Annotated in this window: 13 protein-coding genes; 8 read left to right on the forward strand and 5 right to left on the reverse strand. The window is 65.4% G+C overall.

What is annotated here, in order from left to right; translation table 11 throughout:
- Position 1: 1 nt before the first annotated feature.
- The 3 genes from LRX77_RS04165 to LRX77_RS04175 all read right to left on the reverse strand — a co-directional run bounded on the left by LRX77_RS04165 (position 2) and on the right by LRX77_RS04175 (position 4,195).
- Positions 2-1,900, reverse strand: coding sequence for a hypothetical protein (locus LRX77_RS04165; RefSeq protein WP_231831663.1), 1,899 nt, complete (start codon positions 1,898-1,900; stop codon positions 2-4).
- Positions 1,901-2,586: 686 nt separating this feature from the next.
- The gene (locus LRX77_RS04170; protein WP_231831664.1) at positions 2,587-3,339 is read right to left on the reverse strand and encodes an ABC transporter ATP-binding protein; all 753 of its coding nucleotides are present in this window, start codon (positions 3,337-3,339) and stop codon (positions 2,587-2,589) included.
- Entirely contained in the window at positions 3,323-4,195 is an 873-nt protein-coding gene (locus LRX77_RS04175) for an ABC transporter permease (RefSeq protein WP_331716132.1), read from the reverse strand. The genes LRX77_RS04170 and LRX77_RS04175 overlap by 17 nt, the downstream gene beginning before the upstream one ends.
- 151 nt (positions 4,196-4,346) lie before the next feature.
- On the opposite strand from LRX77_RS04175, the gene LRX77_RS04180 reads away from it, so the two are divergent.
- Both LRX77_RS04180 and add read left to right on the forward strand, forming a co-directional pair.
- Positions 4,347-5,627: a hypothetical protein gene (locus LRX77_RS04180; RefSeq protein ID WP_231831666.1), complete on the forward strand. Its 1,281-nt coding sequence runs from the start codon at positions 4,347-4,349 to the stop codon at positions 5,625-5,627.
- A 57-nt stretch (positions 5,628-5,684) separates the two neighbouring features.
- A complete protein-coding gene (add, locus tag LRX77_RS04185; protein WP_231831668.1) occupies positions 5,685-6,698 on the forward strand; it encodes an adenosine deaminase in 1,014 nt (337 codons plus the stop codon).
- A 424-nt stretch (positions 6,699-7,122) separates the two neighbouring features.
- On the opposite strand, the gene argG is transcribed toward add, so the two are convergent.
- Positions 7,123-8,544, reverse strand: coding sequence for an argininosuccinate synthase (gene argG / locus LRX77_RS04190; protein ID WP_231831669.1), 1,422 nt, complete (start codon positions 8,542-8,544; stop codon positions 7,123-7,125).
- A gap of 393 nt (positions 8,545-8,937) precedes the next feature.
- Positions 8,938-9,861, reverse strand: a complete 924-nt coding sequence (locus LRX77_RS04195; protein ID WP_231831670.1) for a LysR family transcriptional regulator — start codon at positions 9,859-9,861, stop codon at positions 8,938-8,940.
- Positions 9,862-10,192: 331 nt separating this feature from the next.
- On the opposite strand from LRX77_RS04195, the gene LRX77_RS04200 reads away from it, so the two are divergent.
- Genes LRX77_RS04200 through LRX77_RS04225 form a run of 6 tightly spaced genes read left to right on the forward strand, consistent with a single transcriptional unit; the run spans position 10,193 to position 17,107 of the window.
- Positions 10,193-11,584, forward strand: coding sequence for a flavin-containing monooxygenase (locus LRX77_RS04200; RefSeq protein WP_231831671.1), 1,392 nt, complete (start codon positions 10,193-10,195; stop codon positions 11,582-11,584).
- Positions 11,581-12,063, forward strand: a complete 483-nt coding sequence (locus LRX77_RS04205; RefSeq protein WP_231831672.1) for a RidA family protein — start codon at positions 11,581-11,583, stop codon at positions 12,061-12,063. Before LRX77_RS04200 ends, LRX77_RS04205 begins: the two co-directional genes overlap by 4 nt.
- Positions 12,063-12,737: a DUF1028 domain-containing protein gene (locus LRX77_RS04210; protein WP_231831673.1), complete on the forward strand. Its 675-nt coding sequence runs from the start codon at positions 12,063-12,065 to the stop codon at positions 12,735-12,737. Before LRX77_RS04205 ends, LRX77_RS04210 begins: the two co-directional genes overlap by 1 nt.
- The gene (locus tag LRX77_RS04215; protein WP_231831674.1) at positions 12,734-13,954 is read left to right on the forward strand and encodes an amidohydrolase; all 1,221 of its coding nucleotides are present in this window, start codon (positions 12,734-12,736) and stop codon (positions 13,952-13,954) included. The genes LRX77_RS04210 and LRX77_RS04215 overlap by 4 nt, the downstream gene beginning before the upstream one ends.
- A 15-nt stretch (positions 13,955-13,969) precedes the next feature.
- Complete coding sequence (locus tag LRX77_RS04220) at positions 13,970-15,487, forward strand: aldehyde dehydrogenase (protein WP_231831682.1); 1,518 nt, start codon at positions 13,970-13,972, stop codon at positions 15,485-15,487.
- 21 nt (positions 15,488-15,508) lie between these two features.
- A complete protein-coding gene (locus LRX77_RS04225; RefSeq protein WP_231831684.1) occupies positions 15,509-17,107 on the forward strand; it encodes a GMC family oxidoreductase in 1,599 nt (532 codons plus the stop codon).
- The last annotated feature ends 82 nt before the right edge of the window (positions 17,108-17,189 follow it).

Consider the following 17,189-nt stretch of genomic DNA (forward strand, 5'->3'; position numbering starts at 1 on the left):
TCTACTTCGTTGTGATGTTCTTGCATCCGATTTGGGGGTTGTTGCCCGTGTTGCGCCAGTTGGTGCCGATTGCGTAAGTGCAGACTTTGTAGGTTCCGGTCTGGGTGATGGGTATCTGGAAGTTGTATCCGTGGTTGCCGGTGATGGTGAATGCTGCGTTGACGTCGGGTCTGGCCTGGTTGGCTATTGTGGGTGTGCCGTTGATCGTGGAGTAACCGGCTGTGGTGCCGTCGGGGCGGGTGACGTACACGTGCACTGGGATTGACGTGGCAGAAGTGGCCGGGTCATAAGCCCAGCCCCGAACGTTCAGGGCATTGTCAGAGGTGAGCGAGAGCTCGTCAAATGATCCTCGCGGGGCCGCCGCCGCACCTGTTGTGACGTTCTTGCATCCGATTTGGGGGTTGTTGCCCGTGTTGCGCCAGTTGGTGCCGATTGCGTAAGTGCAGACTTTGTAGGTTCCGGTCTGGGTGATGGGTATCTGGAAGTTGTATCCGTGGTTGCCGGTGATGGTGAATGCTGCGTTGACGTCGGGTCTGGCCTGGTTGGCTATTGAGGGTGTGCCGTTGATCGTGGAGTAACCGGCTGTGGTGCCGTCGGGGCGGGTGACGTACACGTGCACTGGGATTGACGTGGCAGAAGTGGCCGGGTCATAAGCCCAGCCCCGAACGTTCAGGAAACCGTTGGTGTTCCCGTTCTCGCCGAGCGACAGCTCGTCAAAGGAACCTTGGGGGGAGGCCTGCTCTGTGAGTGCGCGAGTCTGGCAGGTCAGAAGCGTGTTCCGGCTGCTGTTTACGCCATACAGGCAGATCTGGTACGTGCCGGTCTTGGTGATCGGAATAGCAACGTCGAAACCGTGGCTCCCGGTGATGCTGAAGGCAGCGTTCACATCAGGTCTTGCCCCGTTGGCGCTGAAAGGAGTGCCACTGCGGCTGCCATCGTCGATGCGGGTGATGTACGCGTGCAGCTGGATACTGCTCGCCGAGGTCGTCGGATCATATGTCCACCCGCGCACGCGTAGGGAAGCCCCTGCATCGGTGTCCTGGACGCTGAGTTCGTCGACGTTTCCGACGATTGGTGGTCTTTGTGTCGGGCTGCCGAACCAGTCGCTGTAGTACAGGAAGAAGTTCCGATTGCCGTAAGTCGAGCATCCGTCTCCCGAGCCGTAGCCCGCTGCCAGGGCGGCGGAATTCGGACGATAGGGTGTGTAGATGTACAGGGCCGCCGTGGCCTGGTTCTGAATGTAGACGGTGGAGCCGCCGCAACTCGCATTGGGACTCCACTGAATGTAGTTGTTGCGACCAGCTTGGTATGCATAGCTCGAGGGCTTCGCCTGGTAGATCTTGTACTGCTGTGCGGCACCGTAGACTTGGTTGAAGAAGCCGTAGTACTGCGCATCGCAGGCAGCGGTGTCAGGGCAGCCCATGCCCATCGCCGATCGGTAACGGTACGAACTGGGGTAGACGTTGTTCACCAGCCCCTGTTCCTTCTGCAGCATGACGAGCAGCACCTTCTGACTGATGCCGCAGCTTCTGGCGACGCCGTCGATGATTTGTGCTGCTGACTGTGTGAGGCCGCCTTGGTACCCGGAACAGTAAGCGTTGGCAGACTTGGTGACGGTTGCAGTGCGGTAATCCTTGAGACAGGTGATGTCTGCGGGGTTGCTGTCCCACTCGGGGTGGCAGGTCGGAACGCGCTCATTCAGGAATGACTGCACCTGATCAGCCGTCAGTGCATTGCTGTCATAGAAATTGGCATCGGAGATGATATTGCCTGCGTCGTAGTCTTGTGCGTTCGCCGCCAACGCGGTGTCCGACGGAACTCCGCCGATCATCTGAACGGCAGCAACGGCCAGGCTCAGCGAGGATATGAATGCGATCATAAACCTTCGTGTGTTGCTCATTCCACCTCAATCGTCTGGGGCTCAGAAGTGCCGGAATACTCTGGAGAGGAGTAAGTGATCGTTATCTTCCAAGTGCCCGAGTGCAAGCTGTTGGGGGGAATGGCGAGGCCTTCAGCGCATGCAGTGGTACTTGCCGCCGGGTTGCCGGGCCCTGTAGCCGACAACGATGAGGAGCCGTCAGAAGCTGTGAGGGTACATGTTCCGGAGCTCTCGACTACGCCGGTAATGAAACCTGAGGCCTCCAGCTGGTCGTTGGACATGCCCCAAGACGTGAGCGTGACGGCCGCGATACGTCGGCCGTCATCGCCCTGTTGAGAAGGAGCAGGGACGGGGGAGTCGCGTGGTCCGTCGTCTCCACGCGTGCCATCGTCGCTGGAGGGAGAAGTCGAGGGTGACGCGGAAGAGGCTGTGGCCTCGGCAGTGGGAGGCTCGGAAGCTGATGCTGTTGCTCTGACAGCGGGAGTCCCAGAGGTGGAGACGCTCGGATCTTCCTGCCCTTGCGCGATGATAAACACGGCGAAGGCGACGAGAAGCAGAACAACCCCGATCAGCAAGACGAGAAGCGAACGCTTCTTTCGGGACGTGAGAGCCATGAAAGCCAGATTACCCGCTTGACCGCCCGGCATGCACAGCCACCGGTACTCAGAACTGTCAGCCCGGAGTACGCCCGACCAGTTCTGCTCGCGTTATGCTCGTAGCTTGGCGACCGCACCATTCACGTCACCATCGAATCTCACTCTGCCGTGCTCAAGCACAAAGCCGCGCGCACAGATCTTCTTGACCGACTCCAAGTCGTGGCTCACCACGACGAGCGTCTTGCCCTGCTCTTTCAACTCTTCAAACTTGCCGAAGCACTTCTTCTGGAAGGGCTCGTCACCGACGGAAAGGACCTCGTCGACCAGCAGCGTATCCATCTCAGTGTGAATGGCGACGGCAAAGGCCAAGCGAACGAACATGCCCGACGAGTAGTGCTTGACCTCGGTGTCGATGAATCTGCCGATCTCTGAGAAGGCCACGATGTCGTCGAAGCGGGCTTCGGTCTCTTCGTGTGACATGCCGAGGATGGCCGCATTGAGAAAGACGTTCTCTCGGCCCGAGAGATCCGGGTGGAAACCTGCGCCGACCTCGATCAGGCCGGCGACTCGACCTCTGGTGAGCACCTGGCCACCGGTGGGCACGAGCACGCCGCTCATGAGCTTCAGCGAAGTCGACTTGCCCGAGCCGTTCAGGCCGAGCAGGGCGACAGATTCTCCCTGCTCGATGGTGAAGCTGACATCATCGATGGCGAGAAAGTCGTCGCTGATCTGCTTGCCCTTGAGCCGCGCCATCACGGTCTCTTTCATCGAGTGTGTGTGGCGCAGATGAAACTGCTTGGTGACGTGGTCGAACGCGATAGCGGTACGCGGCGTTATCGCGCTGAGATCAGAGATCCTGGGCAAAGTTCTTCTCCAGTCTGCGGAACACCGCCTGGCCGATGAACAGAAAGACGAGCGAAACCACGAGCCCGTAGGCCCCGTACACGAGGATGTGGTCGCCGATGAGCGCCATGGTCTCGGGCGACTGATCAGTGGTCGGCGCCCAGAACCCGTAGTGGAACATGCCGACGGCACTTGTGATGGGGTTCAGCTGGTAGATGAAGTACAGAGAGTCGGGCAGGGCGTCGCGCACCAGATTGGTGTTGTACAGCACGGGAGACAGCCACGTGGTGAACATCAAGATCATCTCGACGATGCTCTGCGCGTCGCGGAGGCTCACATTGATGGCCCCGAACAGCAGAGAGAGCCCGAGTGCGAGCACGAAGATGATCACGATGCCGAAGAGCAGGGCGACGATCTGTGCCGCTGATGGGTGCCAGCCGACCAACAGGCATACGACGAGAAGCACGACTACTTGAGGCAGAAAGTTCACCAAGGCGATCAGAGACGATGCCGTGGGAAAGAGCTCCCGGGGCATGTAGATCTTCTTGATCAGTGCGGCGTTGTCGACAATCGAGCGTGTGCCGTTGCCGAAGGCCTCGTTGAAGTAGTTGATCACCAGCAGGCCCGAGAAGAGATAGATGGCGAAGTTGGGCATGCCCCGGTTCAGTCCGAGAAACTGGCCCATGGCTACGAAATAGACCAAGAACTGAGCAGCCGGTTTGAGAAACGACCAGAACCAGCCGAGGATCGAGCCTCGGTACCTGATCTGCACATCCTTGCGTACAAGCAGCGCGAGTAGGTGGCGTCGGCGGAAGACGTCGAAGAGGCCGTGCCCGTGCCCCGGACGGGTCATGCCTGCGAGTGAATCACTGGTCACGAGATGGCACCTTACTGCATTGTCGAGATCGAGAATTGATCAAGCGACTCTGGTCGCCGCAAAGGCCCAGTCTAGATGATGACGCTTGCGGGCTACGTGTCGAACGCCTGACACAGTCAAAGCACACAGAGCCCCAGTAGACTCTTGGCTTATGGCCGAATCAATGCCGGTGGCGGTGCACGGGCTTTCCGCGGAGGCTGCTGCCGTACCCAGAAGCCGCTACCTGCTCAGCTCGTTGACCGGGGCGTTGAGCACAGCACTGGTGCCTCTGGTGCCGTTTCTGGCGTTCGACTCGTCGCAGTCGGGCACCTTCACCATCATCTACACCTGCTTTCTGGTGACCTGGTCGGCCGCGCTGTCATGCGCGTGCGATGTGATGCTGCGGGTCAGTACCGTGACGCACCCAGTCGATCGACGCGACTTTACTGCAGCCGTCTCGTGGGTCGCCCTGATCGGCGGGCTGCTCGCCTGCATCGTCGCCGCGTTGCTCACTGGGGATGCCGTGATCTGGGTCTGCGCTGGAGTTGCGGTGTTCGCGGGTGTGTTTCGCGGGGCGATCCGCTACGCCTGGGTGATGCACGGCCGCATCGGGTGGCGGGTTTTCGTCAGCGACCTTGTGGCAGCGGTCGTGTTCATCACGGTCGTCATCGAGGTGATCTTCGACGCCACGAGAGACGACGCGCTGCAGAAGGTGCTCGCCGGATGGGCCCTCGCCAACGTCGCCGGTCTGATGGTTTTCTTGCCGATCTCGTTGGGCGGGCCTCGCCGAGCGCTGCGCTGGGGGCGACAGCATCGACGTGTCATCCTGCCGCTCTTGGGCGATACCGCGCTGTACGACACCGGGGGCAGCCTCGCCCCCATCACGCTGCTGATCTGGCTGCCTCTGTCGCAGTTCGGCATCTACCGGGCCACCGGAAGCGTGGGGTCGCCTGTTCAGATTCTGCTCGACCCGATCAGGCCCCGCATATCGCGCCTCAGCTCGAGAACTGTCGTCCGTCTGCCATGGGTGTTGATGCTCGGCATCTTCGCCGGCGCGCTCGCGGGAGCGGCCTATGTGCTGCTTCATGTCATCGCGGCACTGCAGTTGTTTCCCGCCAGTGTGCTCGGTGACGTTGCCGCACACGCGCTGCAAGCGGCGTTCTACGTCTTCGGCAACGCTGTGTCGTATTTTGCGTATCTTGTCGCGCGGGGGCAGTTCTCCGGTCGACGTCTGCTGGCCGGGCGCCTGACAGAGACCGCCTTGCAATTTCTGCTGCCGATCGCAGGCGTGCTCATCGGTGGCCTCAATGGGGCCCTGACCGGGTTTGCGGCTGCAGCGGTCACAATGTCGGGGATTTGGCTCGTGCTGCACGCGACGAATGGGGCCAGCGCCACGGCAAGACCGGATGCGCGCTGGGCGCCCACTCAGCAGGCGGTTTCACGTGAAACATGACAGACGCGGCAATGAGAACCACAAGGCAGAGAACGCACAGAGACGGAGAACCGAACCATGACATCCACCGAACGCGAATTCATCACCGGGCTGCCGAAGGCCGAACTGCACCTGCACATCGAGGGCACGCTCGAACCCGAGCTGAAGCTGCGGCTCGCGCAGCGCAACGGGGTCGACATCGGGCAGACGACCGTCGAGCAGGTGCAGGCCAGCTATGAGTTTCACGATCTGACGAGCTTTCTCGCCGTCTACTATCCGGCGATGAACGTGCTGGTCACCGAAGACGACTTCTACGACCTGGCCATGGACTACCTGCGCCGCGCCGCCGCCGACGGCGTCGTGCACGCCGAGATCTTCTTCGACCCGCAGGCGCACACCAGCCGCGGTGTTTCGTTCAAGACCGTCATCGACGGGCTGTGGCGCGCTGTGCAGGATGCCCCCTCGCTCGGCGTCGACGCCGCGCTGATCATGTGCTTCTTGCGTGACATGTCGGCAGAGTCGGCGATGGAGACGCTCACGGCGTCGGCGCCGTACCGAGACCGCATCGTCGGCGTGGGGCTCGACTCTGACGAGCGCGACAACCCGCCCGAGAAGTTCGCCGAGGTGTTCGCCCGCGCTCGCGAGCTGGGCTACCGCCTGACCATGCACTGCGACATCGACCAGGTCGGGTCGATCGACCACATTCGCACCGTGCTGCACACCATCGGGGTCGAACGCATCGACCACGGCACGAACATCGTCGAAGACCCCGCCCTGGTCGCCGAAGCGAGAGAGCGCGGCATCGGCTTCACCTGCTGCCCCGTCTCGAACTCGTTCGTCACCGCAGACATGAAGGGCGACGAGATCGTGCAGCTGCTGCACGACGGCGTCAAGGTGTCGATCGCCTCTGACGACCCGGCCTATTTCGGCGGCTACGTCGTCGACAACATGCTGGCGCTCGCCGAGAAGAAGCAGCTCACCCGCGATGACCTCGCGCTGCTGGCGCGCAACTCGCTCGAGATCAGCTGGGTCGATGACGGCAAGCGAGAGGTGCTGCTCGCCCGACTGGATGCGTATCTGAGCGAGCAGTAGGGCTGGGGGCGACGTAAGGGCGGGGTTGACACCGCAATCTCCGCGGTTTGCACCATATTTGCGCAGAATCAAGGCATTGCTGCGTGGTTTGTGTTGTGGCTGAGGAGATTGTGGTGGGGTGCGCTGCTGAACTGCTGCCGGGCGGGGGCGCTGGCTGCGGCCGGGGGAGCTGGGCTGGGCTGCGGCAAGCTGAGCCGGGCGGTGCAGCAGTGCGGCGCTGCAAATACCCGGGAGCACATGCAGAACGCCCCGAGGCGCCTGCACAAGCAGAGGCGCCGCGGGGCGTTGACAGCAGCTTTCGACGGCGACAGTCAGCGCGTGCAGCTGGGCACTTCAGCGCAGCTGCACGCGCTCTGTGGCAGTGCCGATCAGACAGTGCCGATCAGCCGGCGCCGATCAGTAACTGGCGATGAGCCGGTGCTGATCAGTCGGTGCCGGTGTCGAACGCCGCCGAGAGGCCGAGCTTGTCGGCCTTGGGGTCGACATCGCTGACGGCGCTGGCGATCTCGTTCGCCCCGCCGCTCTTGAGCTCGCCGAGCAGCTCTGCGGTCTCGCCCTGCACCAGGCCGAGCTGAGCATACTGCTCGAGGCGCTGACGCGAGTCGGCGATGTCGAGGTTGCGCATGGTGAGCTGGCCGATGCGGTCTTCGGGGTCGAAGGCCGCGCCGACGGTGCGCTCCATCGAGAGCTTCTCGGGCTGGTAGCTGAGGTTCGGGCCCTCGGTGTTCAGAATAGTGTAGTCGTCGCCGCGACGCAGGCGCAGGGTGACCTCACCGGTGATCGCCGAGCCGACCCAGCGCTGCAGCGACTCGCGCAGCATCAGCGACTGCGGGTCGAGCCAGCGGCCCTCGTACATCAGGCGGCCCAGACGGCGGCCGTCGTTGTGATAGGTCTCGATGGTGTCTTCGTTGTGAATGGCGTTCACGAGACGCTCGTAGGCGACGTACAGCAGCGCCATGCCGGGCGCCTCGTAGATGCCGCGCGACTTCGCCTCGATGATGCGGTTCTCGATCTGGTCGCTCACGCCCAGGCCGTGGCGACCGCCGATGGTGTTCGCCTCGTAGACGAGCGCCACCGGGTCGTCGAACTCGACGCCGTTGATCGCAACCGGGCGACCGGCCTCGAAGCGCACCGACACCTCTTCGGTCAGGACCTCGACATCCTCACGCCAGGCGGCGACGCCCATGATCGGTTCGATGGTGTCGAGGCCGGCGTTCAGAAACTCCAGCTTCTTGGCCTCGTGCGTCGCGCCCCAGATGTTCGCGTCGGTCGAATAGGCCTTCTCGGTGGCGTCGCGGTAGGGATACCCGTTCGCGACGAGCCACTCGCTCATCTCATGGCGACCGCCGAGCTCGGCGACGAACTGCTTGTCGAGCCAGGGCTTGTAGATGCGCAGCGCCGGGTTGGCCATCAGCCCGTAGCGGTAGAAGCGCTCGATGTCGTTGCCCTTGTAGGTCGACCCGTCGCCCCAGATCTCGACGTTGTCTTCTTTCATCGCACGCACCAGCAGAGTACCGGTCACGGCACGGCCCAGCGGGGTGGTGTTGAAGTAGGTCTTGCCGGCCGAGCGCACGTTGAACGCACCGCACTGCAGCGCGACGAAGCCCTCTTCGACCAGCGCGCGCTTGGCATCCACATGACGCGCGATCTCGGCGCCGTACTGCTTCGCGCGACCGGCGACGCCTTCGATGTCGGGCTCGTCGTACTGACCGATGTCAGCGGTGTAGGTGCAGGGGATCGCGCCTTTGCTGCGCATCCACGCGACTGCGCACGAGGTGTCGAGGCCGCCTGAGAAGGCGATGCCGACGCGCTCGCCCACCGGAAGCGCCGAAAGAACTTTGGACATGACTGGATACTCCCTCATCGTTGCGTTGGGTCGTGGCACGGGGTCGTTGCACGGGGTCGTTGCACGAATCCTCTGCGCCGAGTCGTTGCACTGCCACTGATTCTAGCCGTCGTGCCGGTGCTGCGGTGGCGGGCCCGTGGACTGGGTGTCCGGGCACGCTGGATGACATTGCGGCCGCGGTGCTGTTCCTGGCCACTGAAATTGCGGATATTGCCTTCGGGGCCGTCGAGATTGCGAAGATGCCGGGTTGAGACGGCTATTTGACGCGCATTTTTGCGAACTCGGCGGCGGCGGCGATCATTTCTGCAATGTGGGTGGCCGGGGATGCTGGGTTGAGGGGATGCTGGGTCTGGGCCTGGGAGCGTGCCCGGAACTGTTCGGGCGCTGCTCGGGCTAGAGCACAGGGAGTGCGCCGGCCTGATGCACCACCTCGCGGCAGATCGAGGTGAACGCCTGGGCCTTCGCGGTGAGGCGCTCGCCCGTGCGGTAGGCGAGCACCACATTCAGGGGAGTCACCGGCTCGAGCACCGGCACGGCCGCGATGGGCAGACCCGAGTAGGTGAGCTCGTGCGACGGGGCCTGGTTGAGCAGGGTGTAGCCGTGCCCGCCGGCGACCATGCCTCGCACCGTCTCGAAGCTCTCGAACTCGTAGCTGATCTTGGGCGCGACGCCGTTCGAGGTGAACGCGTTGAGAAAGTACTCCCGGCTGGCGGGCAGGTTGAGCAGGATGAACGGCTCGTCGGCCAGTTCGCGCAGCGAGATCGCCGAGCGCGAGGCCAGCGGGTGGTTGCTGGCGAGGCCGATGTAGGCCGGTCGTTCCTGCAGCACCTCGAAGTGCACGGCCGCGTCGGCGATGATGTCATAGGTGAGGGCCACGTCGATGCGGCGGTCTTTCAGCGCGGTCAGCGTCTCTGGGCACGACAGCTCGGTCACCTTCACCTGCAGGGTGGGGCAGGCGTCTGAGAGGCGCGCCCAGATCGGTGGCAGATAGAAGGGGGCCAGCGTCTTGAAGCAGGCCGTCTCGAGCACGCCGCTCAGGGCATTGGGATTCACCGAGTCGACTGCGTCACGGATGGAGGTCAGGATCTGGCGGGCCCGGATCAGCAGTTCGCGGCCGTCTGCGGTGAGTTCGAGACCTTTCGCCCGCTTGCGCAGAAACAGCGTCGTGCCGAGTCGGCGTTCGAGCAGGCTGATCGACGTCGAGACCGCCGACTGCGCGACGTAGAGTTCGTCGGCAGCGGCCGTCATGCTGCCGTTCTCGGCAGCGTGCACGAAGTAGACCAACTGCGCGATCGAGATCTCCGAATTCACACCCATGTGCCCTCCTCAGCTGGGCCGAGCCTACGCATCCCGTGTTGCGAGTTGGTTTCATTGATATTGCATGAGAAGTGTATCTGTGTTCTTGATGCAGGGCGCCGATGATTGTGTGGATCGCATGGTTCTGGGCGTGACGGCCCCGAGAAAATCTCGTGAAAGCCCCCAATGGTCGACCATCCGGGGGTGTGCGTTACGAATGTGTTTCAGAGATATTGCAGACATGGCATCATCACCTATTTTGATACAGAGCACCAGTTGCAGTTACTTGCTCTGAGTCAGAGCCGATACCTACATTTGGGGCACCAGCGAGCCCATTGGAATGGAGATCGGGATGCCCAAGCAAGAAGAGACTGAAGTCCTCGTCGTCGGAGGCGGCCAGGCAGGGGTGGCGATGAGCGAGCACCTCAGCGCTCGCGGCGTGCCGCATATCGTGCTGGAGCGCGGCCGCATCGCGGAGCGCTGGCGCTCCGAGCGCTGGGACTCCCTGGTCACGAACGGCCCCGTCTGGCACGACCGATTCCCCGGTCTCACGTTCGCCGACGCCGACCCTGACGACTTCGTGCCGAAAGAGCGTGTGGCACAGTACTTCGAAGACTACGCTCGCGAGATCGACGCACCGGTGCGCTGCGGCGTCGAAGTCACCTCGGTGACCAAGCGCGACGGGCAGCCCGGCTTCGTCGCCGAGTACACCGACGGCTCGACGCGCGGAAGCATCGTCGCACGTGCCGTCGTGGCCGCGACCGGCGCCTTCCAGCAGCCGGCGATTCCCCCGATCATTCCGGGCGACGCCGCGGTGACCCAGATTCACAGCAGCCAGTACCGCAACCCCGAGCAGCTGCCCGAGGGCAATGTGCTCGTCGTCGGGGCAGGCGCGTCAGGCGTGCAGATCGCCGACGAGCTGCAGCACAGCGGGCGGCAGGTCTATCTCTCGGTCGGCCCGCACGACCGGCCTCCGCGCCGGTACCGCGACCGGGACAACGTCTGGTGGCTCGGCGTGCTGGGGCTCTGGGGAAAGGCCACCCCGCCCGAAGGCGCAGACCACGTCACGATCGTCGTCAGCGGCGCCAAGGGCGGTCACACCGTCGACTTTCGCGACCTGGCGGCCAGCGGCATCACCCTGGTCGGGCGCACGTCGTCGTTCGACGGTTCGTCGATGCATTTCAACGCCGACCTCGCGACGAACATCGCCAAGGGCGACGCCAACTACCTCTCGGTGCTCGACGCGGCAGACGAGTACATCGAGCGCAACGGGCTCGACCTGCCCGAAGAACCGGAGGCGCGCCTGCTCGGCCCGCTGCCCGAGTGTGTGACGAACCCACTGTCGGAGCTCGACCTCGAAGCGGCAGGGGTCACCTCGATCGTCTGGGCGACCGGCTTCAGACTCGACTACGGCTGGCTGCACGCAGACACCTTCGACGAACTGGGCCGCCCGCTGCAGCAGCGCGGCGTCTCGAACGAGCCGGGAGTGTACTTTCTCGGCCTGCCCTGGCAGTCGAGCCGCGGTTCGAGCTTCATCTGGGGCGTCTGGCACGATGCGAAGTACGTCGCCGACCAGATCGTCATCCAGCACAACTACCTCGAATACCGTTCACACGACGAGCAGTCCGAGAGCGCCTCGCCCGAGGCGGGCACGTCACCTGCTGAGCCCGCGTCCAGCGCCGCTGCATCCAGCGCCGACCCATCTACACCAGCCGAACATCTCGAGAAAGTGAGCGCACGGTGAGCACGCACACCCGCATCCGGCCGTTCAACACCAAAGACACCTACCCCGAGCAGCACCTCGACAACGATCTGTGCCAGGCGGTCGTCGCCGGCGGCGTCGTCTACCTGCGCGGGCAGATCGGGCAGGATCTCGACACCCGTGAGAACGTCGGCGTCGGTGACGCCGAGGCGCAGGCCGAGAAGGCCATGTCGAACATCGCGATGCTGCTCGACGAGGCGGGCAGCCGCCTCGAAGACGTCGTCAAGGTGACCATCTACCTGGTCGACATCCGCTATCGCGAGGAGGTCTACCGCGTGGTCGGCCGCTGGCTCAAGGGGGTCTTTCCCGTCTCGACCGGTCTCGTCATCAGTGCGCTCGCCCGCCCGGAGTGGCTCGTCGAGATCGACGCCACGGCCGTCGTCAGCGACCCGGTGACCGGCCAGGCGCCCGCGGCGCAGGCCGGAGCATCCGTAGCATCCGCAGCAGGGCAGGGCGCCTGATGACCTTCTCGCTTGCCGCCCGAGACCCACGCACCGGCCGGTTCGGCCTCGTGGTCAGCTCGTCGAGCCCGGCCGTCGCCGCGCGCTGCGTGAATCTGCGCGCCGGGGTCGGCGCGGTCTCGTCGCAGAACGTCACCAATCCCGGTCTCGGCTCGCTCGCCCTCGACCTGCTCGAAAAAGGTCTGGCCCCCGACGAGGTCATCGCCGGGCTGCGCGATGCCGATGAGCACATCGAGTATCGCCAGGTCACCGTGCTCGACGCTCAGGGGCGTTCGGCGGTGTTCAACGGCGAGGGCACACTCGGCGTGCACGCCTTCGCACAGGGGCCCGGAGCCGTCGCCGCAGGCAATATGCTCGCCGACCCCGGTGTGCCCCAGGCCATGGTCGACGGCTTTCTGGCGAGCACCGCCGACGAGTTCGAGCAGCGCCTGCTCGACGGCATCACCGCCGGGCTCGCGCTGGGCGGCGAGGCCGGACCGGTGCGCTCTGCGGGGCTCTCCGTGATCGATGATCGCCCCTGGCGGCTCACCGACCTGCGCGTCGACGATGCGGATGCTCCGCTCACCGAGCTGCAGCGCCTGCTGACGCTCTGGCTGCCGCAGCGCGACCAATACGCCCTGCGGGCGCTGCACCCTGATGCGGCGCCGAGCTACGGCGTGCCGGGCGACGAATGAGCACCCAGGCGACCGCGGCAGAAGAGCGCATCCGAGCGGCGGTCGAGGCGCTCGAGCCCGACCTCATCGGCGTGCGAGACGCCCTCTTCGCGCACCCCGAGGTGAAGTGGCAGGAGCATCGCTCTGCCGAGCTGCTGAGCGAACGCCTCGAGCAGGGCGGCTTCGTCGTCACTCGCGGCGTGGCAGACCTGCCCACCGCCTTCGTCGGCGTCGCCGGCACCGGGCCGCGGCATGTGGGCATCGTGCTGGAATACGATGCACTGCCCGGGCTCGGGCACGCCTGCGGGCACAACATCATCGCGGCCGCGGGGCTGGGGGCGGCGCTCGCGCTCGCATCCGTCGCCGACGAGCTGGGCATCACCGTCGAGGCGATCGGCACCCCGGCCGAAGAGGGCGGCGGAGGCAAGATCCTCATGCTCGATGCCGGCGTCTTCGACCACCTCGACTTCGCGATGATGGTGCACCCCGGGCCGGCGGATTCCGCCTGGGCCCGCCCGCTCGCCGTCGCCCATCTCGACGTGCGCTACACCGGTGTCGGATCGCATGCGTCGGCTTACCCCGAAGCCGGCGTGAACGCCAGCGACGCGATGGTCATCGCGCAGGTCGCCATCGGGATGCTGCGGCAGCAGCTGCCCGCCGGCGTGCGCGTGCACGGCGTGGTCTCGGAGGCCGGCACCGCGCCGAACGCGATTCCCGCCTCGGCGGCCGGGCACTGGTACGTGCGCGCGCAGACACTCGAACAGCTCGACGGCGTCTTCGAGAAGGTCATGCGCTGCTTCGAGGCCGGTGCGCTCGCCACCGGATGCGAGTTCTCGTCGGAAGAGACCAGCCCGCGCTACAGCGAGTTTCGCAACGACCCGGGGCTGCTCGAACGATTCGTGGCTTGGGCCGCGGCCCAGGGCCGAGACATGGACGTGCACGAGCGGCGGCCGGGCGGAATGAACACCGCCTCGACCGACATGGGCAACGTCTCGCGCCGCATTCGAGCGATTCACCCGTACTTGGGCATCGAATCGCTGCCCGCTGTGAACCACCAGGCGGCCTTCGCCGACGCCACGATGACCCCGGCCGGGGCACGCGCCGTCATCGACGGGGCGCTGCTCATGGCGCTGACCGTCGCAGACGAGTGCGGTGCGGGCGGTGGCGCGAATGACCACACAGCAGGGACCGACGTCAACCCCGCAGACTTGACGACGAAGAGCACGACGAAGCACTGAGAAAGGCGCACCGAGATGACCGCGAGCGACACCGACACCACTCTCACCTGGCGGCAGCGGGCCGCGCAGCTGCGGCCGCGCACGCAGGTCTACATCGACGGGCGCTTCCTGCCCGCGCACGACGGCCGCACCTTCGAGACGAGCGACCCGGCGACGGGAGCCGTCATCGCCCGGGTCGCTCGCGGCGGCCAGCACGAGGTCGACGACGCCGTCGCATCCGCGCGCCGCGCCTTCGCCTCGGGATGCTGGAGCGACCTGACCCCGCGCGCACGCCGCGAGACCCTGCTCGCGCTGGCCGATCTCATCGAGACGCATGCGGCCGAGTTGGCCCTGCTCGAGAGCCTCGACGGCGGCAAGCTGATCGCGCAGACCACGACCGAAGACGTGCCGGGCACCGCAGCCATCTTCCGGTGGTATGCCGAGGCGCTCGACAAAGTCTATGGCGAGGTCGCACCGACCGGGGGAGACGACCTCGCGATCGTGACGCGGGAGCCGCTCGGCGTCGTCGGCGCGGTGATTCCCTGGAACTACCCGCTTGAGATGGCGGCGTGGAAGCTCGCCCCGGCGCTCGCGGCAGGCAACAGCGTCGTGCTCAAACCGGCGGAGGAGACTCCGCTGTCGGCGCTGCGGCTCGCCGAGCTCGCGACCGAGGCCGGGCTGCCCGACGGTGTGCTCAATGTCGTGCCCGGATTCGGCGCCGAGGCCGGGCAGGCCCTGGGGCGCCACCCCGACGTCGACAGCCTGACCTTCACCGGGTCGACGGCGGTCGGCCGCATGTTCCTGGAATACGCCGGTCAGTCGAACATGAAGCAGGTCTGGCTGGAGTGCGGCGGCAAAAGCGCCAACATCATCTTCGACGACGTGGCCGATCTTGACCGCGCGATCGAACATGCCGCGCAAGGCATATTCGCGTTGAGCGGTCAGGTGTGCTCGGCGAACTCCCGACTGCTGGTGCAGCGGTCGATCTACGACCGGGTGGTCGAGGGGGTCGTGGCGCACGCACGTGCGCTGCGCGTCGGCGATCCGCTCGACGAGCGCACCGAGATGGGGCCGCTGGTCTCGACACAGCAGCTGCAGCGCGTCGGCCGACATGTGAGCATCGGCGCAGAGGAGGCGACCTTGGCCACGGGCGGCGGCAGGCCGAACGGTCTCAACGGAGACTGCGCCGAGGGCAGCTTTCTCGAGCCCACGGTCTTCACCGACGTCGCACCCGACGCCACCATCGCCGTCGAAGAGATCTTCGGCCCCGTGCTGGCCGTGATGCCGTTCGACACCGAGCAGCAGGCGATCGAGGTGGCGAACGCGAGCGAGTACGGTCTGGCCGCGTCGGTGTGGACCGACAGCATCCACCGCGCACGCCGGGTGAGTCGTCGGCTCAGCGCCGGCACCGTCTCGGTCAACACCGTCGACGCACTGGATGTCATGGTGCCGTTCGGTGGTGTGCGGCAGTCGGGCTTCGGCCGAGATCTGTCGCTGCACGCCCTCGACAAGTTCACGGCGCTGAAGACGACCTGGTTCGCGGCCGAAGACTGAACGCAGCCCAAGGAGACAGCTATGGAGCACACCGACTACCTGGTGATCGGCGGAGGCACAGCGGGATGCATCGTCGCGGGCCGACTGGCGGATCTGCCGGAGCATCCGCACGTCACCCTCGTGGAATGGGGCCCCGATGACGCCCGCGAGCCGCGCGCTCAGTCAATTCGGCGCTGGGAAGAGATGGTCGAGAGCGAATACGCCGTGCAGCACCAGAGCGTGCCGCAGGTGCGAGGCAACAGCAACATCGATCACACGCGACTGCACATTCTGGGCGGGTGCAGCACGGCGAACACCATGATCTCGTGGGTGCCGTTTCGCGGCGACCTGCAGGAATGGGAGCGGCGCGGCGCCGATGGCTGGGGGCCCGACGCGTTTCTGCCCTATGCCGGCCGGCTGCGCACCCGTATCTCGGTGATTCCCGAGTACGACCAGAACCCGCGCCTCGCGCGCATGGTCGACACGGCGAGCACGGCGCTCGGCATCGAGCGGGTCACCGAGTGGAACGACCATGACTACCGGCCCGGTGCGGGCTTCTTCGAGATCGGCTACGTGCCCGAGACCAACCAGCGATCGAGCGGATCGAACGCCTACCGCGACCTTCTGACCCGCGCCGAGCTGCGCGGCAATCTCACGGTGCTGACCGGGCATCGCGCGCTGCGGCTGGTGCTCGACGGCGACACCGTCGTCGGCGCTGTCGTCGCCGCAGACGATGCAGCCGGTGCAGATGCCGGCCGCGAGCCCAGAGAGATCCAGGCGTCTCGCGAGGTCGTGCTGTGCGCCGGCGCCTATGAGACGCCGAAACTGCTCATGCTCTCGGGCATCGGCGACCCTGAGGTGCTGGATGCTGCCGGAGTGCCCGTGCGGGTCTCGCTGCCCGGAGTCGGCGGCAACCTGCAGGATCACGCCGAGGGCATCGTGGTCTGGGAGGTGACCGGCCCGGTCGAGCCGCAGTCGGCCACCGGCTGGGACGCCGGGTATCTGTTCGGCGATGAGCACGCCGACGACCCGGAGATGTCGGATCTCGACCCGGTGCCCGTCGTCGCCACGCACGTGCCGCAGGTGCCCTGGGTCGAACAGCTGGTGCGCGCCGGCGTGCCGCTGCCCGAGCACATCGCGGGCGTCGCCCCGAACGTGTCACGGCCGCACAGTCGCGGTCGAGTCTGGATCGACTCGAACGATCCAGACGACGAACTGCAGATCGACTACGGTTACTTCACAGATCCCGAGCAGCACGATGAGGCCGCGCTCGTGCTCGGCGTGCGCAACGCACGCAGGCTCGCCGCCGAGCATCCGTTCGCCGACGAAGTCGTGCGCGAGGTGTTCCCGGGCGAGCACGTGCAGACAGATGAAGAGATCTCGGCCGCCGAGCGCGCCGTGCACCAGACGGTCTACCACCCCTGCGGCACCTGCCGCATCGGCGCCGCTGACGACCCTGCGAGCGTGCTCGACGCCGAGCTGCGCGTGCGCGGGGTGCAGGGGCTGCGCGTGGCTGACGCCTCGGCGTTTCCCACCATCACCTCGATCAACCCCGTGATCACGATCATGATGCTCGCCGAGCGCGCGGTCGACCTGGTTGCGGCTGACCTGGATGCCGACCTGGAGGCCGAGCTGCGCTGAGCTGCGCTGAGCTGCGCTGAGCGAAGCAGACGAGGCTGAGGCGTAGAACCCTGAACGCTGTGAACGATGCCAGGGGCTTGCC

Source organism: Pseudoclavibacter sp. 13-3 (assembly GCF_021168475.1).
Classification (GTDB): Bacteria; Actinomycetota; Actinomycetes; order Actinomycetales; family Microbacteriaceae; genus Pseudoclavibacter_A.

Bases quoted from the DNA above. Each gene is read 5' to 3' on its own strand.
- LRX77_RS04225 (WP_231831684.1), top strand. From the start codon at position 15,509: ATGGAGCACACCGACTACCTGGTGATCGGCGGAGGCACAGCGGGATGC.
- LRX77_RS04220 (WP_231831682.1), top strand. From the start codon at position 13,970: ATGACCGCGAGCGACACCGACACCACTCTCACCTGGCGGCAGCGGGCC.
- add (WP_231831668.1), top strand. From the start codon at position 5,685: ATGACATCCACCGAACGCGAATTCATCACCGGGCTGCCGAAGGCCGAA.
- argG (WP_231831669.1), bottom strand. From the start codon at position 8,544: ATGTCCAAAGTTCTTTCGGCGCTTCCGGTGGGCGAGCGCGTCGGCATC.
- LRX77_RS04165 (WP_231831663.1), bottom strand. From the start codon at position 1,900: ATGAGCAACACACGAAGGTTTATGATCGCATTCATATCCTCGCTGAGC.
- LRX77_RS04180 (WP_231831666.1), top strand. From the start codon at position 4,347: ATGGCCGAATCAATGCCGGTGGCGGTGCACGGGCTTTCCGCGGAGGCT.
- LRX77_RS04200 (WP_231831671.1), top strand. From the start codon at position 10,193: ATGCCCAAGCAAGAAGAGACTGAAGTCCTCGTCGTCGGAGGCGGCCAG.
- LRX77_RS04210 (WP_231831673.1), top strand. From the start codon at position 12,063: ATGACCTTCTCGCTTGCCGCCCGAGACCCACGCACCGGCCGGTTCGGC.
- LRX77_RS04195 (WP_231831670.1), bottom strand. From the start codon at position 9,861: ATGGGTGTGAATTCGGAGATCTCGATCGCGCAGTTGGTCTACTTCGTG.
- LRX77_RS04215 (WP_231831674.1), top strand. From the start codon at position 12,734: ATGAGCACCCAGGCGACCGCGGCAGAAGAGCGCATCCGAGCGGCGGTC.